16 protein-coding genes are annotated in these 21,263 nt (G+C 69.2%); 4 read left to right on the forward strand and 12 right to left on the reverse strand.

Annotation, left to right across the window (positions count from 1 at the left end; genetic code table 11):
* Positions 1-131: 131 nt before the first annotated feature.
* Positions 132-1,373 (reverse strand): nucleotide sugar dehydrogenase, encoded by a 1,242-nt coding sequence (locus GH747_RS00060; RefSeq protein ID WP_228552710.1) that lies wholly within the window; start codon positions 1,371-1,373, stop codon positions 132-134.
* Positions 1,374-1,471: 98 nt separating this feature from the next.
* Between GH747_RS00060 and wecB the strand changes: the two genes are divergently transcribed.
* Both wecB and GH747_RS00070 read left to right on the forward strand, forming a co-directional pair.
* Entirely contained in the window at positions 1,472-2,551 is a 1,080-nt protein-coding gene (gene wecB, locus GH747_RS00065; RefSeq protein ID WP_149767129.1) for a non-hydrolyzing UDP-N-acetylglucosamine 2-epimerase, read from the forward strand.
* Positions 2,552-2,878: 327 nt separating this feature from the next.
* On the forward strand, positions 2,879-3,496 hold the full coding sequence (locus GH747_RS00070; protein WP_163695209.1) for an FkbM family methyltransferase: 618 nt from the start codon (positions 2,879-2,881) through the stop codon (positions 3,494-3,496).
* Positions 3,497-3,535: 39 nt separating this feature from the next.
* Here the strand turns inward: GH747_RS00070 and GH747_RS00075 are convergent, their stop codons facing one another.
* From GH747_RS00075 to GH747_RS00105, 7 genes are all read right to left on the reverse strand, one after another.
* Positions 3,536-3,871, reverse strand: coding sequence for a histone-like nucleoid-structuring protein Lsr2 (locus GH747_RS00075; protein ID WP_149767133.1), 336 nt, complete (start codon positions 3,869-3,871; stop codon positions 3,536-3,538).
* A gap of 53 nt (positions 3,872-3,924) precedes the next feature.
* The gene (lysS, locus tag GH747_RS00080; RefSeq protein WP_149767135.1) at positions 3,925-5,430 is read right to left on the reverse strand and encodes a lysine--tRNA ligase; all 1,506 of its coding nucleotides are present in this window, start codon (positions 5,428-5,430) and stop codon (positions 3,925-3,927) included.
* Between the two features lie 31 nt (positions 5,431-5,461).
* Positions 5,462-6,232 carry a type III pantothenate kinase gene (locus tag GH747_RS00085; protein WP_149767137.1) on the reverse strand — a complete coding sequence of 257 codons (771 nt, stop codon included), beginning with the start codon at positions 6,230-6,232 and terminating at the stop codon, positions 5,462-5,464.
* A 25-nt stretch (positions 6,233-6,257) separates the two neighbouring features.
* Positions 6,258-6,683 (reverse strand): aspartate 1-decarboxylase, encoded by a 426-nt coding sequence (gene panD / locus GH747_RS00090; RefSeq protein WP_149767139.1) that lies wholly within the window; start codon positions 6,681-6,683, stop codon positions 6,258-6,260.
* A complete protein-coding gene (gene panC, locus GH747_RS00095) occupies positions 6,683-7,552 on the reverse strand; it encodes a pantoate--beta-alanine ligase (protein WP_149767141.1) in 870 nt (289 codons plus the stop codon). The genes panD and panC overlap by 1 nt, the downstream gene beginning before the upstream one ends.
* Entirely contained in the window at positions 7,549-8,472 is a 924-nt protein-coding gene (locus GH747_RS00100; protein WP_149767142.1) for a Rossmann-like and DUF2520 domain-containing protein, read from the reverse strand. The genes panC and GH747_RS00100 overlap by 4 nt, the downstream gene beginning before the upstream one ends.
* Before the next feature lie 116 nt (positions 8,473-8,588).
* Positions 8,589-9,626: a DUF6270 domain-containing protein gene (locus GH747_RS00105; protein WP_149767144.1), complete on the reverse strand. Its 1,038-nt coding sequence runs from the start codon at positions 9,624-9,626 to the stop codon at positions 8,589-8,591.
* Between the two features lie 131 nt (positions 9,627-9,757).
* On the opposite strand from GH747_RS00105, the gene GH747_RS00110 reads away from it, so the two are divergent.
* Complete coding sequence (locus GH747_RS00110; protein WP_149767146.1) at positions 9,758-10,858, forward strand: mannose-1-phosphate guanylyltransferase; 1,101 nt, start codon at positions 9,758-9,760, stop codon at positions 10,856-10,858.
* A gap of 92 nt (positions 10,859-10,950) precedes the next feature.
* The gene (locus tag GH747_RS00115; protein ID WP_149767148.1) at positions 10,951-14,034 is read left to right on the forward strand and encodes a bifunctional glycosyltransferase/CDP-glycerol:glycerophosphate glycerophosphotransferase; all 3,084 of its coding nucleotides are present in this window, start codon (positions 10,951-10,953) and stop codon (positions 14,032-14,034) included.
* 619 nt (positions 14,035-14,653) lie between these two features.
* Here the strand turns inward: GH747_RS00115 and GH747_RS00120 are convergent.
* From GH747_RS00120 to GH747_RS00135, 4 genes are all read right to left on the reverse strand, one after another.
* Positions 14,654-15,592 (reverse strand): class I SAM-dependent methyltransferase, encoded by a 939-nt coding sequence (locus GH747_RS00120; protein ID WP_163695211.1) that lies wholly within the window; start codon positions 15,590-15,592, stop codon positions 14,654-14,656.
* Positions 15,593-15,768: 176 nt separating this feature from the next.
* A complete protein-coding gene (locus GH747_RS00125) occupies positions 15,769-16,716 on the reverse strand; it encodes a hypothetical protein (RefSeq protein ID WP_149767151.1) in 948 nt (315 codons plus the stop codon).
* 27 nt (positions 16,717-16,743) lie between these two features.
* A complete protein-coding gene (locus GH747_RS00130) occupies positions 16,744-18,882 on the reverse strand; it encodes an acyltransferase family protein (RefSeq protein WP_149767153.1) in 2,139 nt (712 codons plus the stop codon).
* Positions 18,883-18,943: 61 nt separating this feature from the next.
* Positions 18,944-21,244: a CDP-glycerol glycerophosphotransferase family protein gene (locus GH747_RS00135; protein WP_149767155.1), complete on the reverse strand. Its 2,301-nt coding sequence runs from the start codon at positions 21,242-21,244 to the stop codon at positions 18,944-18,946.
* Positions 21,245-21,263 lie beyond the last annotated feature (19 nt).

Consider the following 21,263-nt stretch of genomic DNA (forward strand, 5'->3'; position numbering starts at 1 on the left):
ACCTTCCGTCGGAATTCGCACAGGGGGCCGGCAGCGCGGCCGGACGAGGGTCGATCGTACCTACCCGCTCGACGACGCCCAGCATCGGCACGCGAGGGCCCGCGTGCCCACGATGCACCCGGGCCGCTGCGTCAGAGGCGTTCGACTCCTGGCTCGTCGACGACACCACGCAGGTCCAGGAAGCGGCGTGCCGCCTCTGCCAGGGCACGGAGGTCGAAGCCTGCGTGGTTCTGGACGAGCACCACGACATCCGCAGTGGCGGCGGCCTCGAGGAGCGACTCGCCCCCGACCGGACGGGCCCCTTCCACCTCCCAGTCGTCGACGTACAGGTCGTGGTAGCTCAACGATGCCCCCTGGGCGAGCAGCTGCTCGGCGAGGGGCTTCGCGGGGGTCTCACGCTGGTCGGCGATGTCCGGCTTGTAGGTGATACCGAGAAGCAGGACCTGGGCCCCCCGCAGGGCGATGGCGTCGTGGTTGAGCAGGTCCTGGATGCGCTGGACGACGTAGCGCGGCATCCCGGCGTTGATCTCCTGCGCGAGCTCGACGAAGCGGAACGGGTAGCCGAGCTGCTCCTTGACGCGGTGCGAGAGGTAGTTGGGGTCGATCGGGATGCAGTGTCCTCCGACGCCGGGGCCTGGCCGGAAGGCCTGGAAGCCGAACGGCTTGGTCGCGGCCAGGTCGATGACGTTCCAGAAGTCGATGCCGAGCTCGTGAGAGAACCGTGCCATCTCGTTGACGAGCGCGATGTTGACGTGGCGATAGGTGTTCTCCAGCAGCTTCGCCATCTCGGCCTCGCGGGTGCCCCTTGCGGGAACGACCTGCTCGACGAGCTGCGCGTAGAAGGCTGTGGCCTGCTTGCCGCACTGATCGGTGAGGCCGCCGACGACCTTGGGTGTGTTGGCGATGGTGAAGGTCTGGTTGCCGGGATCGACTCGCTCGGGCGAGAACGCGAGCGCGAAGTCCTCGCCGGCCATCAGGCCGGACCGCTCCTCGAGAACCGGGCGGAGGACCTCATCGGTCGTCCCCGGGTAGGTCGTCGACTCGAGGACCACGAGGGTGCCCTTCGTCAGGTGCTCGCCGATCGCGCGCCCTGCGGACAGCACGGCCCCCAGGTCGGGGCCCCCTGCCGGGCCCAGCGGGGTGGGAACGCAGATGACCACGGTGTCGGCCGTCGCCACTACGGAGCTGTCCGTCGTCGCTCGGAAGCCGCCGTCGAGCATCTCGGAGATCTCAGCATCGCTCAGGTCGTCGACGTGCGAGACGCCGGCGCTCAGGCCCTCGACGACTCGGCGCGACGTATCGAGCCCGATGACGTCCAAGCCCTTGCGGACGGCCTGCTGTGCCAGGGGCAGGCCAACATAGCCCATACCCACGATGACTAGAGTGGTCAACTCAGAACCTCTTTCGCTGTGTCGCGCCCAAGTCTGACACAGTGCCCCACCCCGCCCTCACGTCCAGCCCAGAAGGAACCATGTCAGACCTCGTCATGCACATCACCGGTGCGCGGCCGAACTTTCCCAAGGCTGCTCCGGTCGTCGCCGCGCTCGCAGAGCGTGGGGTTGCGCAGAAGCTCGTCCACACCGGCCAGCACTACGACGACAACATGTCCGCCGTGTTCTTCCGCGAGCTCGGACTCCCGCATCCCGATGTGAACCTGGGAGTCGGCTCGGGTAGCCACGCGTCGCAGACTGCTGCGATCATGACCGCGCTCGAGGCCGTGGTGCTGGAGGACCGTCCAACACTGGTCATGGTCTACGGCGACGTCAACTCCACACTTGCTGCCGCGCTCGTCGCTTCCAAGCTGGGCATCGGGATCGCGCACGTCGAGGCGGGCCTTCGGTCCTTCGACTGGACGATGCCCGAGGAGATCAACCGGGTGGTGACGGACCGTCTGGCGGACCGCCTCTACGCCACGAGCGCTGACGCGGTCGCCCACCTGGGCAACGAGGGCGTCTCCGCCGACAAGATCCGCCTGGTGGGCAACCCCATGATCGACACACTGCTGGCCCACCGCGACAGGTTCGACGGCTCACGGGTGCGCGACGAGCTCGGTCTCGCCGACAGGTACGGCGTCGCAACCCTTCACCGCCCGGGCAACGTGGACGATCCGGCAGCTCTCAAGCCGCTCGTCGAGGCGCTCACCTCGGTCGCCGACGAGATCGACATCGTGCTGCCGGTTCACCCCCGCGGCGCCGCACGCCTGGAGCAGTCGGGCCTCTTGGCGCATCCACGGGTCCACGCCGTCGATCCTGTCGGCTACACCGAGTTCCTCGGGCTGGTCGCCGACTCCGCGCTCGTCGTCACCGACTCCGGCGGCATCCAGGAGGAGACGACCGTTCTCGGCGTCCCCTGCCTGACTCTTCGTCCGAACACCGAGCGCCCGGTCACCATCACGGACGGTACCAACCAGCTGGTGAATCCTCAGTCCCTGCCGGCCGCAGCCGCCAAGGCGCTCGCCGCTGGTCGCCCGACCACGTGGCCCGTTCCGCCGCTCTGGGACGGCCACGCGGGGGAACGCATCGCCCGCGACGTGGTGAACATGCTCGACTGAGACCTGCCGAGCGGCTTCCCACCTCCCGTGGTTCGTGGGTACTGTGATCCGAATTCCTACCCCTGGGACGGAGTCCACGTGAGCTCGACCGTTAAGCGAACCGCGACAAGGATCGTCAAACCGATCGTCGGCGACAAGACTTGGCAGCGGCTTCGGCGACTCGGGGGTGCGCCTCAACCCCAGCCGCCTGCGGTGTCTTCGCGTTCGCAGGCGCCTCCGCCGTCACCTCCCCCCTCGGGCGCGACTGTCGATGCATCGACTGCACGAGCGTGGTTCGAGCGACGCCGTCCCACGTACGTCCACCTGGCCAAGAGCGTCCAGCCCTATGTGCCGGTCGACGGCGTCGTGTTCGACGTCGGCGGCAATATCGGATTCTTCACCGAGGTTCTGGCCGAGACGGTGGGTTTCCGCGGCACGGTCCATCTGTTCGAGCCGCTCCGCAACCTTGCCGACCTCTGCACAGAGAATCTCTCGGGCAAGGCCTACACACCGATCGTTCACGCCTACGGTCTCGGCGCACAGGACGAGTCAACCGAGATCTTCGTCGCCGCCGACGGGAACCTGGGCTGGAACACTCTGATCGCTGACAAGACGCAGCCGGAGATGACGACGACACCGATCGCGATCCGCGCATTCGACGGCACAGGGATCAAGGATGTCCCGGACTTCGTCAAGATCGACGTCGAGGGCGCGGAATACCTTGTCCTCCGCGGGCTCCTCCCGGCGCTGCAGACGTGGGAGACCCTCCCGGTGATTCTCTGCGAGATCGGCTGGGGAGAGAGCCACCCGGCTTGGGACGAGGAGCTGGCAGTCTTCGACGAGCTCGCCAAGCTCGGCTACAGCGCCCAGGATCTCGACGGCGGGCCGATCGAGGTCGCCGCGATCAGGAAGACGACGGACGTTCTGCTCGTCCCCGGAGATCCGGCAGCGCAGACCGCCGAGTGACAGGCTTTGCGGGCGCCACCGCCCGCAAAGCCTGAGCAGTTACTGTGCGGCTTCGTACGCCGCCCGCAACTCCTCGGACACCCGTCCGCGCTCGGAGACCTCGTAGCCGTTCTCGCGCGCCCACTCGCGGATTTCGGACGCCGACGACGACCCGCTCGCGCGACGTTTCGCGCTGCCTCCGCTGGAGCGTCGCCGGGCACCTCGGGCCTTGCGAGCCTCCGCGACGTACGGGGCTACAGCATCCCTCAGCTTCTTCGCATTCTTTGCCGAGAGGTCGATCTCGTACGAAACGCCGTCGAGAGCGAAGGAAATGGTTTCTTCGGCTTCTCCGCCGTCGATGTCGTCGACCAGGATCACCTGAATTTTCTGGGCCATGAGGGGAAATATACGCCGCCATTTCTTCGGCGACAATTCACGTGCTCAGGAGTTCATACTTCGCGGGCCGCGGGAAAAAGAATTGCCTCCCGAATTCCTACGCCCATCAGGAGCATGACCAGTCGATCGACGCCGAGACCCATCCCTCCGGCGGGCGGCATGCCGAACTCGAGCGCGCGGAGGAAGTCCTCGTCGACCTCCATCGCCTCGGGGTCGCCGGCAGCGGCCAGCTCGGCCTGCTCGACGAGCATCGCACGCTGGAGGACCGGGTCGTTCAGCTCCGAGTACGCGGGCGCCAGCTCGACGCCGTTGATGATGAGGTCGAACGCCTCCGCCAGGCCTGGCTTGCTGCGGTGCGGCTTGGCCAGCGGTCGGACCGACTGCGGATAGTCGGCGACGAACGTGGGCTGGATCAGTGTGTGCTCGACGAGCTTCTCGAACAGCTCCAGGACGATCTCCCCGGCACCCCAGCCGTCGCGCAAGGCGACGTCATGCTCCGCCGCCAGCTTGCGCAGCGTGGCTGCGTCGGTGTCGACGTCGACGACGGCCCCGACCGCCTCGCCGACGAGCTCGTGGATGGTCGCCCAACGCCAGTCGGCCTCGAGGTCGATCTCCACGCCGTCCCGCCCGGGAACGACCGTGCGATCCAGGGCACGAGCCGCGTCGCGGACGAGGTCGCGCAGGAGCTCCGCCATCGTGTGGTAGTCGCCGTACGCCTGGTAGGCCTCGAGCATCGCGAACTCCACATTGTGGGTGTTGTCGACGCCCTCGTTGCGGAAGGTCTTGGCGATCTCGTAGACCCGATCGACGCCCCCGACGAGCGCGCGCTTGAGGTGGAGCTCCAGCGCGATCCGCAGCAGCATCTCCTGGTCGAAGGCGTTCATGTGCGTCTTGAACGGCCGCGCGGCAGCGCCGCCGTTGGTGAACTGGAGCACCGGCGTCTCCACCTCGACGAAGTCGCGGCCGTCGAGCGTGCGTCGCAAGGACTGCAGGATCTTCGCCTTGGCCCGGACGATCTCACGGGCCTCGGGACGCACGACGAGGTCGACGTAACGCATCGTCGCCCGCAGGTCGTTCGACAGCGGGTTGTGCTCGTTCGGCAGCGGACGCAGCGTCTTCGCGGCTACCTGCCACCGGCGGACCGCGATCGAGAGCTCCCCCCGGCGGCTCGTGATGACCTCCCCCTCCACGGCGAGGTGGTCGCCGAGGTCGACGAGCGCCTTGAAGTCTGCGAGCGACTCCTCCCCCACCTCCGCGAGCGAGAGCATCGCCTGCATCTCGCTGCCGTTGCCCTCCCGAAGCCGGACGAAGCAGAGCTTGCCGGTGTTGCGGAGGAAGATCACCCGGCCCGCCGTGGCGACCTCGAGGCCGGTGTGCGCGTCCGGGCCGAGGACGTCAGCGTCGTGGGTCCCGACGATCTCGGTGATGGTGTGGGTGAACGGAACCGTCAGCGGGTACGGGGCGACGCCTGCGTCGATCATGCGCTGACGCTTCTCGAGCCGGACGCGCATCTGCTCCGGGAGGTCGTCAGTGTGCTGGGGCGGGACGGCGTCGGTCATGCCGACCAGGGTAGTCGGGGGCCCTGGCGGGTCAGGCGTTGCGTTCGGCCACGATGCGCAGGCCGATGAGTGTGAGGTCCGGGACGTGCGCGGTGACGGTCGTGCACTCGCCGAGCACGACGTCGGCGTTGCTCCCCGTCGCGACCACCGCGACGTCGTCGGTGCCGAGCGCCTCGATCATGCGAGTCACGATCCCGTCGACCAGTCCGGCAAACCCGAAGACCATGCCTGACTGGATGGCCTCGACCGTATTCTTGGCGACCACGCCCCGAGGGCGGACGAGCTCGACCGATCGCAGCTGAGCGCCGCGCCGAGCGAGCGCGTCCAGCGAGATGCCGATGCCCGCCGAGATCGCGCCGCCGACGTACCGTCCCTGAGCATCGACCACGTCGAAGGTCGTGGCCGTGCCGAGGTCGACGACGATGCAAGGTCGCCCTGCGTACAGGACGCCGGCTGCGGCGGCGTTCACGATACGGTCCGCGCCGACCTCGCGGGGGTTGTCCATCAAGATCGACACCCCGGTTCGCGTGCCCGGCTCGACGATGGAGACCGCGCAATGGCCGTAGTGGCGCTCCAGCAGCAGGCGCATCTCGTGCAGGATCGCGGGCACCGTGCACGACAGCGCCACTGCTTCGACCGGCCCAGCGGCGCTCTGCGAGAGCAGTCCCTGGACGAGCAGGTGCCACTCGTCCGCGGTCCGCGAGTCAAGCGATGCCACGCGCCAGCTCGCGGTCAGCTCGTCACCGTCGAAGACGCCGACGACCGTCTGGCTGTTTCGGACGTCGAGGCAGAGCAGGCTCACTGCCCCATCATGGCGCAGCGGGTGCTCAGGCGGTCGGGGTGGCCGTGAGATCACCGCGCACCGTGGCGCTGCCGGGGACCGGCGCGGCCGGGTCGGAGCCGGTGCCGAGGATTCGGTTCTCGGTGTCGACGAACACTACGCGCGGCTGGAGCTCTCGCGCCTCGGCATCTGTCACCTGTGCGTATGCGATGAGGATGACGAGGTCGCCGGGGTGCACGAGGCGGGCGGCTGCACCGTTGATGCCGATCACGCCCGAGCCGCGCTCGCCCTCGATCGTGTAAGTCTCGAGCCGCGCACCGTTGTCGATGTCGACGATGTGGACGAGCTCACCGGGCAGGATGTCCGCGGCGTCCAGCAGGTCTGTGTCGACCGTCACCGAGCCCACGTAGTGCAGGTCGGCCTGGGTCACTGTCGCCCGGTGGATCTTGGACTTCATCATGGTCCGCAGCATCAGGTGTCCTTGTCCGCGCCGAGGGAGACGGCGACGTTGTCGATCAGGCGGGTCGACCCGAGACGAGCCGCCACCAGCAGCCGCGCCTCCTGACCGGGGAGCGGGTCGGTGAGGTCGGCCGCGCGGAGGGTGAGGTAGTCGACGTCCACGCCATCCGCCTCCCCGAACGCCTTCTGCGCGGCGTCGAGGACCGCGACCGCGCCGGAGGGACCGGCGTCGGCACCCGCCCGCAGCGCTCGCGACAGCGAGACGGCGAGCTCGCGCTGGGCGTTGTCCAGATAGCGGTTGCGCGACGAGAGGGCGAGGCCGTCGTCCTCTCGGACGGTGGCGCATCCCACCACGACGACCGGGAGACAGAGCGTGCGCACCATCTGCCGGATGAGGACGAGCTGCTGGTAGTCCTTCTCGCCGAACACGGCGAAGTCCGGCCGCGCCAGGCCGAAGAGCTTGGCGACCACCGTGAGGACGCCGCGGAAGTGCGTCGGCCGGACGGCACCTTCGAGCTCGGACCCGAGCGGCCCAGGGTCGACGTTCACGCCGACGGCACCGGGCCCCTCTGGGTACATCTCGGTGACCTCGGGGTGGTAAACGACGTCGGCTCCGGCTCGGGAGAGCTTCTCGAGATCGGCGTCGAAGGTACGTGGGTAACGGTCGAGGTCCTCCCCCGCGCCGAACTGCGTGGGGTTGACGAAGATCGAGACCACGACCACGTCGGCGAGGTCACGGGCTCGAGCGACCAGGGCGAGGTGACCGTCGTGCAGAGCGCCCATCGTCGGCACCAGGGCGACCGTCAGACCCTGCGCGCGTGCAGGAGCGAGCGCGGCGTCGAGCGTGCCACGCGTGGAGACGACCACCGGGCCGATACTCATGCGCCGGTCCGCGAGTCCTCGTCGGCGACCAGCGTGGCGAGGAGATCCCACTCGGACTCACGCAGCACCCTGCGGATCGCGCGTGCGCGAGACTCGTCGAGCCGCCCGTCTGCGACGGCGTGCGCCGTGGTCGCGCGCGCCATCGCGACGTACGCGTCCATCGTGGGCGCGGGCTGCTCCTCGAGAGCGGCGAGGTGGGCGCGCACGGTCTCGACGTCACCGCGTACGACCGGTCCGGTGAGTGCCGCGTCCTCGTAGAGGAGCGCGTTGTCCAGCGCGGCCGTGAGGAGGGGGCGTAGGACCGCCGCAGGATCCTCGGCGCCGGTACGGCGCAGGACCTGCATGGCCTGCGACACGATCGTGACGAGGTGGTTGGAGCCGTGCGCGAGTGCCGCGTGGTACGTCGTACGGTCCTCGTCGCGAATCCACATCGGCCGTCCGCCGAGGTCGGCGACAAGACCTTCGGCGATCGCGCGGTCGTCTGCGGCGGCGGTGAGGCCGAAGACGCAGCCGCTGAGCCGGGCGAGGTCGACATCGGTGCCCGTGAAGGTCATCGCGGGGTGCAACGCGACAGGGCGCGCACCGACGTGCGCTGCGGCCGCGAGCACGCTGAGGCCGTGCCGTCCGCTCGTGTGCACGACGACCTGGCCCGGGCGGAGGTGACCGTCCAGGGCGAGCCCGGCGACGAGGCCTGCGAGCGCGTCGTCAGGGACGGCGAGGACGAGGACGTCCGAGCGGGCCGCTACCTCGGCAGGGCTGAGGAGCGGGACACCGGGGAGGAGGGTGTCGATGCGGGTCTGCGATGCGGCGGATCGGCCGCTGGCGGCGACGATCTCGTGGCCGGCCTCGCGCAGCCGGGCGGCGAGCACCGCTCCGACGCGACCTGCACCGACCACGCCTACGGCGTGGAGGGACTTCATCGAAGTGCCTTTCGTTCCAGTCCCACGGGCGGGGTACCAGACAAACGGACGCTTCTAGTCTACGTGCGCGAAACCTCGCCGTAACCCGCCTGTGGCGCGCCTCACATCTCGATGCGTCAAGCCCGGCTACGGCGGAGCCGAGAGACGGCACGACGCAACGGAGTGCGCTCGAGGCGCGCGACGCGCTCACGCAACCGGGCTGTCGCCTCCTCGAGCTCGCCGTACCGCCGCGTGATCTCGTCGAGCTGCTCCGTCCGGGCAGACAGATCCCGCTCGAGAGTCGAACGCGCGCCACTCTCGATCTCCGCCACCATCTGCGGTGAGGCCGTCCCTTCGTCCGCAACGACGATCTTGTGCATCTCGGCGAGGAAGCGCCGGTAGTAGTCGTCGGGATAGTGCACGTAGAACGGTCCCCACGGATGCTCGTCGTAGGTCGGGAACACGTCGCCCGTGAGATCGATCGAGGCCGCACGGAGGACTTTCACGGCTCGCGCGTCCATGCGGCTCCACAACGCGTTCGCGGAATCCACGTCGATCTTGTGGAGCCGTCGCGCTCGACGGTGCTCGCCACGCAACGGAACCAGGTGCGGCCGGTCGGGAAGATCCAGCCAACCGGTGTGATGGCCGTGGTGGACGATGACCTTCGACCGAGGGAGGTGCTCGGCGAGGAAGCCGGCGAAGCGGTCGAGCGCCTCTGACCACAGGGCGAAGTAGGCATCGGGATCCTCGCGGCCCCGAACCTGCTCGAGACGCCCCTCGTCGCGGAGCCGTCGGTAGAGATCGGTGTGACGGACCTTCCACCGGTTGTCGGTCAGGAAGCGACCATCGGGGAGTCGTACGCAACCGAAGTGGGCATCACCAAAGAAGTCCACGACGAGGTAGGCGGGCTGCAGCCGGACGACGTCGACCAGGAACGACTTGCTGAGCTCCGTGCGAACGTTCCAGAGGTCGTACTCGGACATGACCCGCGTGGGCTCCCATGCCTCGAGGACGGGCTCCGACATGAGGCTGAGGAGCGACATCTGGTTCTGCAAGAGATCGCACCGATAGGTCTCCTTGTAGCCCGGGTTGAACCGCGAGTTGAAGCAGTCCCGGGTGATGCAGCTGCCGAAGACCGCCACGCTCCTTGGCTCGGCGTCAGGCGTACGGTCCATGCTTGCGAGCAACCTCTTCGTCGGTCGTGCGGCGCTCCCGGGAGGGCGAGCGAACGCCTCCGGCGATCGTACATCCGCAGACGACTAGTCTGGACCCGCACGTGTGGAGGACGCAGAGGAGGAACCGCCCGGTGGAAGACGTTGTGCCATCGCTGCACGCCATCATTCCTGCCGGCGGGGCCGGCACCCGACTGTGGCCCGTGTCACGCGCAGGACACCCGAAGTTCCTCATCGACCTCACCGGCAGCGGTCGCAGCCTCCTGCAGCAGACGTACGACCGCCTCGTACCGCTGGTGGGGAAGGCAGGGGTCAACGTGATCACGGGTGCGCGCCATCGCGAGGCCGTCGTCGCCCAGCTTCCCGACCTCGCCGACGAGCAGATCGTCGCCGAGCCGTCGCCTCGCGACTCGATGCCGGCGATCGGCCTGATGACTGCACTGATCCACCGACGCGACCCGGACGCACTGGTCGCCTCGTTCGCAGCCGACCACCTGATCCTCGACGAGCCAAGGTTCCTGGATGCGGTGCGACAGGCCGCCGACGTCGCTCGGGAGGGCTTCGTCGCCACGATCGGCCTTCGCCCGCTCTCGCCGTCGACGGCCTACGGCTACATCGAGACAGGCGACGCGCTGCCTGCCGCCTCGGATGCTGCCGCCGTGCTTCGCTTCGTCGAGAAGCCCGAGGCAGCGCAAGCACTCGAGTACCTCCGCGCAGGAACGTTCCGCTGGAACGCCGGGATGTTCGTCTCGCGCGCAGACGTCATGCTCGACCACCTGCGCCGTGAGCAACCGCGGTTGCACGCCGGAATCGAGGAGATCGCCGCGGCGTGGGACGGGCCCGACCGTGACGAGGTGCTTGAAGGCACCTGGCCGACGTTGACGAGGATCGCCATCGACCACGCCCTCGCCGAGCCGGTTGCCGCCGCTGGAGGTGTGGCCGTGATCCGGGCCGACTTCGGTTGGAGCGACATCGGCGACTTCGCAGCAGTCTCCCAAGCCGTACTCGGAACGGAGCGAGACCTCGGCATCGTCGGTGACCCCCGGGACGTCGCTGCGGTCGACAGCAGCGGGATCGTGGTGACGTCTGGACGTGCCGTGTCCGTGCTGGGCGTCGAGGACATCGTCGTGGTCGACACGCCCGACGCCCTCCTGGTCACCACGCGGGCTCGGGCCCAGCAGGTGAAGCAACTCGTCGACCACTGGCGGGACGTCGGACGCGAGGACCTCCTCTGAGCGCCCGTCGCGCCCGTCGCGCGCGTGCCGCCGACGCTGTCCGCCGACTCGCCCGGGCAGCGCGAGGCCGCAACCGTCGACCGGCGCTGAGCGTGGTCGTTCCCGTCTACAACGTGGCCCCCTACCTCGACGAGTGCCTCGAGAGCGTTCTCTCCCAGAGCCTGCGCGAGATCGAGGTCATCGCCGTCGACGACGGCTCGACCGACGGCTCGAGCGAGATTCTCGCCCGCCACGCCAGCAACGACCATCGCCTGAGGGTCGTACGCCAGGAGAACGCCGGGCAAGGACCGGCGCGCAACCTCGGCGTCACGCTTGCCAGGGGCACCTTCCTCACGTTCCTGGACGCCGACGACACCCTCCCCGCGACGGCCTATCAGCATGCCGTCCAGACCCTGCAGCGCACCGGTTCGGACTTCGCCGTGGGCGAGGTGAACCGGGTGCGCAACGACGCCCGCTCGGCGGCGCCATGGGCCGCCTCCGTCCATGAGCGCGACCGCCTCGGCATCACCATTGACGACTTCCCGGACGCGCTACAGGACGTGATCGCCTGCAACCGGGTCTTCCGACGACGGTTCTGGGTCGAGGAGGTCGGAGGTTTCGAGGGTCGCGGCGCCTACGAGGACCACGTCCCCATGGTCCGGGCCTATGTCCGGGCAACGCGCTTCGACGTGCTCAAACGAGTCACCTACTACTGGCGCATCCGCGAGAACCAGACCTCGACCGGTCAGCAGAAGCATCAGCTCGCGAACCTCCGTGACCGGGTGGCCGTGAAGGCACAGGCACAGGACCTCCTCGAGCGTGAGGCGTCGGAGACCGTCTTCTCGACATGGCTCGGTCGGGTGCTCGACCTCGACTTCCCGCCGTACGTCAAGCACGCACTGATCGCCGACGACGAGTACCGCGCCGTCCTCGCGCAGGCCTACCGACGACACGTCGCCATGGCCACCCCCCACGCCTGGCGGTCGGTCCGGGTTTTCCACAAGCTGAGAGCATGGCACGTCGCAATGGAGCGGTGGGACGACGTCGAAGCGATCCAGCAGCACGTCCGCGACTACGGCCGGCCACCGAGGGCGCTCGTCCACGACGGACGGGTTGTGGCCGACCTGCCCATCGCGGACGACCTCGATCCGGACACACCTCACGAGCTCTTCGAGCTTTCCGACAGCGAGACGGCGCTCGACGCGCGGCTGCTTCGGGCGTCGTGGGACGATCCGGCTCGTCTGCGCCTTCGCGGCTGGGCCACCGTGCGTGCCGTCGGCCACGGTGGGGACGAGCACCGGATGACACTGTCGCTGCGATCGACAGGCGGGGAGACGATCGTCCTCTCACCTGTCCACGTCGACGAGCCGCGGGCGAACGCCGCCATCGCCGAGCCCGAGGCCGACCATGCGCCGGCGGGGTTCGAGGTCGTGATCGACGTGGAACAGCTGCTCCGTACGCGAGGCGGGCGCACCGGCCGGTGGGTCCTCGAGACTGAGGTCTCCGTCGGCGCGGTGACTCGAGCCGGGGTGTTCTCGAGCCCGGTCGCGGGCGGCTCCGCCGCGCCCCAGAGCCTCACGTCAACTGATGTCCAGGGACACCGGTTGACGCCGTCGTGGGACGCACGCGAGGGCTTCGTGCTGGATCTGGAGCCGCCGAAGCCACCCGCTGAGGAGGGCCCCTCGGGCGTGTCGATCGATGACGCAGCCACCGGTAACGGCTCTCTCGCGATCACGCTCACCGGTGCCGCCGCTGACGAGGCCGCGGTCCGACTCGTTGGTGAGCGCCTCGCCGTCGCAGCCACGGTTGCGGGGAATGTCGGGCTCGGCCGCCGTCTCCTCCTTCCGCTGCGAGCCTCCGTGCTGGGCGGCCCCGAGCAGCCCCTCCCGTCCGGCTCGTACTCGCTCCGGTTGGGCGACGGGACACCCGTGAGTGCCACCACCGGGTTCCGCGCCCGCCTCCCGCTCGAACAGGTGACGCCTGATACCACTGTCCGCTGGACCGTCACTCGAACCGGCGAGGCCCGGCTGACCGTCATGTCCGGGCTCGGGCCGCTCGAGCGGAGCCGCTGGGCCCGCCGACAGGTTCTCCACGGCTACGAGCGCTCGGCGGCCCCCGCTGCCCGCCAGCTGCTGCTCCACAGTCGCGGCGGTCTCGCCGCCGCCGGTTCGCCCGCGGCGATCGCCCGCGCGGCCGCCGACCTCGATCCAGGCCTCAAGGTCGTGTGGTCCACGTCCGACCGCTCCGTCGCCATCCCCGACGGCACCCGACGCGTGATCATCGGAAGCGCTGAGTGGGCCGACGAGGTCCGGCGGTCATGTCTCGTCGTCGCTGACGGACCCCTCGACAACCTCCTCCCGCCCTCCGGGCGACACTGGATGAACCTTGCGGCGCTGCATCCCATCAGCTCGCCCGGGCGCGCCCGCTGGGCGGCCAACGGCTTCTCGCCGGGACATGTGCGCGAGGAGGAGCAACGGCTTGCACGCTGGGACATCCTCGTCGCCGCGGCGCCGTACGCAGAGACCGCCATCCGCTCCGACCTCGGCTTCGGCGGCGAGATCGCCGTGCTGGGCGACCCGGAGGCAGATCTCCTCGTATCGGCCGACGGCGCGGTCGCAGAGCGTGTGCGTGAGCGGCTCGGCCTTGCCCCTGATGCGTTCGTCGTGCTGTACGCGCCCGCCGATCGCCCGGACCGCGCGACCAGCGCACGCACCGCCCGCCTCACCCACCTGCTCGACGTGCAGAAGCTCCAGTCATCCCTCGGCCCGTCGTCGGTGGTCCTCGTCCGGGGAGGGCCGGCGGTCGCTCAGGGCGGCGAGCGCATCCTCGGAGTCCGAGGCGTGGTGGACGTCACCGACTACCCGAACGAGGCCGAGCTGGTGCTCGTGGCCGACGCTGCTGTGCTCGACTACACACCGCTACGACTCACGTGGGCACTCACACGCAAGCCTGTCGTCCTGTTTCAACCAGATCTCGAGGAGTACTCCGCTCTCCACCCCCCGCTCGTGCCGTGGGCGAGGTCCGAGACGGGGCCCGTCGTCACATCGACGCTAGAGGCAGCACACGCGCTGACGGATCCTGCAGGGCTCGTCGAGACCTACACCGATGCGTTCGAGGACGTCAACCGCACCTTCAACGCGCACGCTGACGGTCACGCGGCGGTGCGGGCGGCGGAGCTCCTGCTGAGTCGCCTTTAGACGGTGATGGCCGCCGACAGCGAGTTCACCCCAATTGGTACGTCGCCTCGGTTGCTTGCCTGGTGTCAGCAACCTGCCTGGGCTCGGGCTTGCGGGTGAGATCGGCGACTGGCACCGGTTCACCGGCAGGCCATCCGTGACCGCTGGGAGCTCGCGTCGCCAGCCGCTCGCGCTCGTGGTGATGCAGGCAACCGGCGACTCCACGCCCGATGGAACGCCGTCCGGCAGCACGCAAGCGGCACGTCGTGGTCCAACGTCGCGATCGCCCGCGAGCCGGCCGGCGGGTGCTGGTCGTTGGCCGTCCTCGAGGAGCAGACCCCTCACAGATCGCTTCATGGACCACCACGTGGTGGAAGCAGCGCGCGGAACCACCCGCGAAACAACTATGAGCAGCCCGGTCCTGCCGGGCGACGCCCGACTCTAGGCACCCGGACCTGCTCATGCCGAACACCCCGTCCGGCGGTCACCAACCCGCGCATCTCAGTCTGACCGCGCGTCGCCAACGACACGCTCACCACCGACTCGTCGACGAAGCAGAGGCGCCCACCCCCACCTCCGGGGACGGGCGCCTCACCCTGCCGCTTGACAGGAAGTCGCTACCTATCAGCTGTCCTCGTCCTCACCCGGCCACCCGGGTCAGCCAGATGGAGGACGTCCCAGGCCCGATCAGGTCGAGCGACTCGACGTCTTCCAGCTCCGCGCCGAAACGCCACATGAAGTCCGTCCAGATGTGGACGGTGAAGCACGAGTTGAACATCAGGAATGCTCGCAGGAAGTACGCCTCGTTCCAGGAACGGTTCTGCTCCGCGAGCCAGCTCATGGGGTAGTCGAACGGATATGGGATGTCGTGCAGGTGGATCTTCACGCCGACCGGTACCCGGGGGAGGATGTCGAAGATCTCGGTGAGGACGTCGCTCCCCGTCTTCGCCAGATGGGTCGAGTCGATGAACAGCACATCACCCGCCTCCAGCTGGTCGAAGACGGCGAGGTCCACAGCCTGGATCTCCTCCGGGATGATCGTGCTGGTGGCGCGGTCGGCGTCGCGGAGGAGTGACTCGAGCCGCTCTGGATGAGGGTCGATGAACGTCAGCTCGATCGGGTCGTCCGACCGCCACTCGTCGTTGATGTCCAACAGGACGGCTGAGCTGAATCCGGAGCCGACCTCGATGTAGCGCCGGGGCTGCGCGGCACCGATGGCGCCCGCGAGCAGCCGGGCGCTCTGAGTGCCGAACATCGAGTTCGAGTGGTACCGACGAGTCTCGCTGCCCTCGCCCGCCCGCCACCGGCGTACGTACGGGACCCACGTGGCCCACGCGGCAGCCTGTGCATCGAGGTCCAAATGGATGCCGGCGATGCTCGCACGTCCCTCGATGTCACTCCCCCGGCCGCGGAGCCGGCGCACATCGACGATCGGCGAGTAGTAGTGCCCGGGTGGGACGAACAGAGGCGCACCGGAGTCGTTCTGCTGATCGCGTTCTCGCTGCGGAATGGCCGGAGGAGCGTCGCGTCGCGGCGGGGAGGGCGTGCGTCCGAGGACGAGGTCCTTCGTCGATCTCATCAGCGCGCGAGCCGCCTCGTCACGCGGCGCCGGTAGTCGATCCGCCAGGGCCGCCGCGGCCCGACGACTCATGGTCCGTGCACTTCTCCTACCTGACATCCGAGCACCCTAGCGTGTCGAGGGCGCACGGACGAGGTCCGCTCGCCCGGAGCGTGCGGCCCAACCCCGCAGCCGTGTCATACCTGCCAGTGGATGCCCGACGCGATGCCGAGGTCAGCCGGGTCGGCCGCCCGGCGCCACCAGCGCGCGGGCCTCTGCTGAAGAGCCCGCATCACAGTCCCCCAGTCGCCCGGTGCAGCCACGATCGTCGACACGATGCGGCGCAGCTCGTCGGCGGGGACGGCGACGTGGCCCGATCCCCACGGCCGTTCGACGGTCCACACCCGCCGTCGCTCCAACCCGGACTCCAGGAACGGTTCCATGTGCACGGTCCGGTGGGTGTCACCCGTGTTCTGGATGTAGAGCACCCGGTTGCGCGCCTCGGCGTACACCGGTCGGAGGTCGGACCCGACGGATGCGAGGGCATCGTCGACCGCTGCGTCGTCGCCCGCGCCCAGGCACATCCGCGCATACCGCTCGACGTGAGCCCGGGTGTAGTTCGCGATGATCGTCTGAGGATTGACCGCGACCGAGAGCACGTCCTCCTCCGGCGCCCCGTAGAAGAGCGCGGCGAACCCTCCACCCGAACCCCCGAAGTACAGCCGACGGGTACCCCCGGCGGCGCGGTGGAGGTGGTCGATCAGCCGGGGAAGCTCGTGCTGGAGATCGAGCGTGTCGGTGCCGGCGTACCAGGCGAGCGTCAACGACTCGTGCCTGTACAGCGCGGGGTCCGCAATCAGGATCCGGTTGACCGGGGTGTCGCCGTGGAGGCTGCCGCCCGTGAAGTAGGGCAGAGAGACGCCGGTCCTCATGATCGCGGCGTGGAAGCTGACGATCGTCGTTCCCGCTCCGCGGGGGTCGTAGAGGACGTCGATCACGGTGTCTGCGGCGCGCACCGCCAGGACGCCGCCAGGCGGATGCGGGTCAGCGATCAGCGCGTCGATGGAGGGGTAGTCGTGGACAGGCCGGTTCCACCTCGTCGGGTCTCGTCGTGCTGGAAGTCCGTCCACAGTCCGCATATCCACGGAGCCACCCTAGCGACACGGGCACGGTCAGCCCCGCGCCAGCGCCTTCATGAGCGGGCGCTCGAGAACGGGTGCGAGCGTCCGGGCGTACGTAGCCGTGAGGTGGGACCCGTCGAAGTACACGACCACACCCCCGACTGCGCCGTCACAGCGTTCCGACCTGCAGATCCGGTCGTTGAGATCAGCAAGCACGATGCCACGGTCGTCGAGGTCGTGGACAGCGTCCACCACGGGCTCGGCGGGCTCCCACCTGTCACGGGGCGCCGAACACCTGGTCAGGTCGGAGGCGTTCTCGGCGAGGCAGTCCGGGATGATCGTGCCAGGTGCCGGCGTGTCCCGGATGACGGTGATCGGCACACCGGACGCTCGGACGCTCGACAGGACCTTCTCGTAGCCTCGGCGATAGTCGTCCTGGCTCCCGGCGATGTCGTTCCCGACCGACGGGACCGAGATGCGATTCGTGTAGACGACCAGGTCGTAACCGCCCGTGACGATACGACGTGTGACCCGCTTGACCCATCCCGAGCAGCGCCCCGACTTGTCCGCAGTGTCGAACTGCTGCTCCGTCTCGGCCGCCGCGCACTGGGATGCGAGGTAGGTCGTGATGCGCCAGCCGCGTGCTCGAGCGATCTCTTGGAGCGCCGGCAACCACTGTCCAGCGTGCGAGTTGCCGGTCAAGGCGACCGAGGTCTCGGCGTCGGGGTCACCGAACTCGCACACGGTGACGGGGAACCGCGGGGCGCTGGCCCAGCAGTCCTTGCCGCCCGAGACCTCCTCGTACGCATCGGACTTGTCCTTCAGTGCCTGCGCGGGCGCAGGCACGACTGGACCCTCCGTGGTCCGCGGGCAGCTGACTCCGGGAGCGAGCGCCGATGCTCCGAAGCACGGGTCGTCGTCGGCGATCGCTGCTGCCAGCGCACGACGGGCAGCGTCCTCGCCGCGGTCGACCTCGACCAGCTGGGCAGCGGCCATCGCAACGACGACCGCCATGCCGGCGATGCCGAGGACGTAGGACTTGCGGAGAGGTCGTCCCCACTCCGGGCTCCGGAAACGATCCTCGACGTAGCGTTTCGTCCACGCAGCGAGGACCAGCGAGGCCACGAGGATCGTCAGCTTGTCGAGCAGCCCGAGCGGCGACCCGGTCGCGTACGGGACGAGGACGATGAGCGGCCAGTGCCAGAGGTACACCGAGTAGGACACGTCACCGAGCCACTGGACCGGCCTCATCGCCATCAGCCCGGCCGGTGAGCCGGGGGCCTCGGGGGCATTGGCAGCGATCACAGCGGCCGCGCCCAGCACCGGGACCGCCGCATGCCACCCGGGGAACGGTGTCGCTCCCGTGTATGTGAAGGCCGTCCAGACAATCGCAGCGAGGCCCGTCCAGGCGAGGACCGCCCGTGCCGCAGGGGGCCAGGCTACGGCTTCGACCGATCGGCCGCGGCCGAATCCGTTCTTCCCGATCAGCACGGCCAAGAGACCGCCGACCCCGAGCTCCCACACGCGCGTCGGGGTCACGAAGTACGCCCTGGCCGGCTCGGTCACGGTCTCGTGCACCGAGTAGGCGAAAGATGCGGCGACCACTGCGCCCAGGCCGACGGCCACGACCAGAGTTGGCGACCTGCGTACTCGGGACGCGAGCGCGACGAGCACCAGGATCAGCAGCGGCCAGCCGATGTAGAACTGCTCCTCGACCGACAGAGACCAGAAATGCTGCACCGGGGTGGGTGAGTTCTCCGCAGCCAGGTAGTCCACGGCATCGGAGGCGAGGAGCCAGTTCACCACGTAGAGGGCCGCCGCACCGGCCTGCTTGGCTGTCGCAGCCCACTGCGTCTCCGGCGCCACCAGGCGCGAGGCCACGAGCGTGACCGCGAGCACGAGAAGCGACGCCGGGAGAAGACGGCGGATCCGCCGCGACCAGAAGCCCGCGAGGTCGCGTCCGCTGCGTGGTGGCCTGCCGATCAGGTGCGAGGTGATGAGGAACCCGGAGATGACGAAGAAGACGTCGACACCTGTGAAGCCTCCGGTCAGCCGGTTGGGCCACAGGTGGTAGATCAGGACGAGCGAGACGGCGACGGCGCGGAGCGCCTGGATGTCGGCGCGGGTTCCCAACGCTGCGCGCTCGTCGCGCACTCGCGGCGAGCGCTCGGCCAGGGACCTGCTGCTCACGTTGCTCTACCTCAAGGTCTCGTCAGGGTCCGGGGCGTTCTCGTCGATGATAGGTGGCGCCTCAACGGTCGTCGTACAAGGCATCGACCACGCGGGCCGCGGCCCGGCCGTCGTCCAAGGGGTTGTACGTCGCCACCCACGCGTCGTACCGGTCCGCGAACCCCTCACGGGTCGCGTCCAGGTCGCGCAAGACCTCGACCACCTGCTCCGTGGTCCGGACGACCGGGCCCGGGCCGGACTCCTCCAAGTCGAGGTACGTGCCCCGACGACGGTCCCGGTAGTCGGCGAGGTCCGGAACCAGGAAGACGAGAGGCTTCCCGGTCACCGAGAAGTCGAACATGATCGACGAGTAGTCGGTCACGGCGACATCCGCGGCAAGGAACAGGTCGTTGATCTCCGGGTAGCCCGTAACGTCGAGCACGTCGCGTCCGCCGATGCGGGTCGCCCAGCCGGAGATGTTCATGTGGCCACGCACCAGCACGGTCACATCGCGCCCCACGCCACGAACCACCGCATCGGTATCCAGGAACTGGTCCATCACGCGGTTCCCGTCACGCCACGTCGGCACGTACAGGACGACGAGCCGGTCGTCCTCGATGCCCAGCGCGTGCCGCGCTCGCTCGACGTCCGCGGCTCCCGCGCGGGCGAGAGCGTCGTTGCGGGGGTAGCCGAGCTGGAGGACAGGACCGTCGTAGCCCCAGACCCGCCCGAACACGTCGGCGCTGTGCGGGTTTCCTGCGAGAAGGGCGTCCCACCGGGCAACGCTCCACACGGTGGCCGGACCGGCCTCTTCGTCCGGTCCGAAGGTGGGACGGTCGCTGCCGAGGCGCTTGAACGGGGTTCCGTGCCAGGTCTGGACCACCGTCTGACCAGGCCGGCGGCGCAGTCCATACGGGAGACCGGCGTTGAAGGTCAGGAATCGCGCGCGGGACAGGACCTCCCACCACTCGCGCGAGTCCCGGAGGACCGCGCGACCCCCCTCGGGAACGGTCACCGAGCGATCGGCAACGCCCCACACCAGCTCCAGGTCGGAACCCCGCCGGCGCAGCTCCTCGTGGATCGCCCGCGCGCTGTCCGTGGCGCTCGTCCCGTAGTAGCACTCGAAGTACGCCATCCGCCGCGGCGCCGGGGGCGAGGTCGCGTACGCGTGCTCCAGCAAAGCCTGCGCGCGAGCCCCCCGCTCGTCAACGGCGAGCGGGGGCGCGGCCTCGAGCATCATCCGGCCACCTTGACCGCGCAGGACACGCACGCGAACGGCTTCGGAGTCCTCCCACGTCCCGAGCGAGTCGACGAGTCCGTCGTCGAGCTCCACCGGTGCTTCCCCGTCCTCCGACACCACCCAGACCTGGTAGCGGCCAGAGGGCAGCGGGACCCTCCTGCCCTGCCAGATGCTGACAGTCGTGGGGATCACGACGGTCGTCTCCCCTCGCACCAGGTCGAGTTCGACCTCGACCCGTGCGCGGGAACCCCGTACCTCGAGGACCGCACCGTCCGGGAGCCCCTCGGCTCGGCCCGTGACCATGATGCTCGACGCGGTGGCCTCGAGCGCGGACACGGCGAGAACCGGTCCTCGCCTCAGCTCCACCGCTCCAGACGGTCGCGGAACGAGGCGCAGGCCTCCGTCGGCGACCGCGTCGCCGGACGACCACCCTGCCGGGACGACGACGCGGGCGATCGATCCATCGGCGCCGACCGTCACCAAGGTCTGACGAGCTGACGACGCGTCAGCGGCTGTCAGGGAGGCACTCCCGACCCTGCCGACCACCGTGGTGACCCGCCGGGGTCGAGCACCCGTGCCGTCGCCGATCAGGGCCAGATCGGCGCCAGGACCCGTCCTGACCTCGACGTGCAGTGTCTCGCCGACCGCCTCCACCTGTGACAGCGTCGCTTTCACCCCAACCTTGGTCAGCTCCAGTCCTTCGACATCGGACCAGCCGAGCTTGACGTTGAATCCGTCCTGCGCCCCCGAGGCACGCAGGTGCCTCGCAGCAGAGCCAGGCGGACGAATCGTGAACGGGCGACGGACGAGCTGGCCCCCGTCGCACGAGACGACCTCGATGACGACCCGGCCGGCTCCGCGCCACGTCGTCAGGTCGACCTCCGCCTCGAACGCGGCGTCAGCATGCGAGACCCGCTTGTCTCCGGGGTACAGGTCGGCCGAGTCATCGTGCACGCGTGAGGCAGCCCCGTCGGCGACCACCTGACCGACGCCCCCGACGGCGACGACCGAAACCACCGCGAGCGCCTCCGCACCGTCGACGTAGGCCCATCCACGCAGGACCAGCGAGCCCCGGTCCTGGCACCGGGCACTCGCGAGCACGACCACGGCCTCGGTCTCGGCGCGCGGAGGAGCGAAACGCATGGGCGGGCGCGGGCGTAGG

The organism is Mumia xiangluensis, from assembly GCF_010994095.1.
In the GTDB taxonomy this organism is placed as follows: domain Bacteria; phylum Actinomycetota; class Actinomycetes; order Propionibacteriales; family Nocardioidaceae; genus Mumia; species Mumia xiangluensis.

Bases quoted from the DNA above. Each gene is read 5' to 3' on its own strand.
- wecB (WP_149767129.1), top strand. From the start codon at position 1,472: ATGTCAGACCTCGTCATGCACATCACCGGTGCGCGGCCGAACTTTCCC.
- GH747_RS00075 (WP_149767133.1), bottom strand. From the start codon at position 3,871: ATGGCCCAGAAAATTCAGGTGATCCTGGTCGACGACATCGACGGCGGA.
- lysS (WP_149767135.1), bottom strand. From the start codon at position 5,430: ATGACCGACGCCGTCCCGCCCCAGCACACTGACGACCTCCCGGAGCAG.
- panD (WP_149767139.1), bottom strand. From the start codon at position 6,683: ATGCTGCGGACCATGATGAAGTCCAAGATCCACCGGGCGACAGTGACC.
- panC (WP_149767141.1), bottom strand. From the start codon at position 7,552: ATGAGTATCGGCCCGGTGGTCGTCTCCACGCGTGGCACGCTCGACGCC.
- GH747_RS00100 (WP_149767142.1), bottom strand. From the start codon at position 8,472: ATGAAGTCCCTCCACGCCGTAGGCGTGGTCGGTGCAGGTCGCGTCGGA.
- GH747_RS00105 (WP_149767144.1), bottom strand. From the start codon at position 9,626: ATGGACCGTACGCCTGACGCCGAGCCAAGGAGCGTGGCGGTCTTCGGC.
- GH747_RS00120 (WP_163695211.1), bottom strand. From the start codon at position 15,592: ATGAGATCGACGAAGGACCTCGTCCTCGGACGCACGCCCTCCCCGCCG.
- GH747_RS00135 (WP_149767155.1), bottom strand. From the start codon at position 21,244: ATGCGTTTCGCTCCTCCGCGCGCCGAGACCGAGGCCGTGGTCGTGCTC.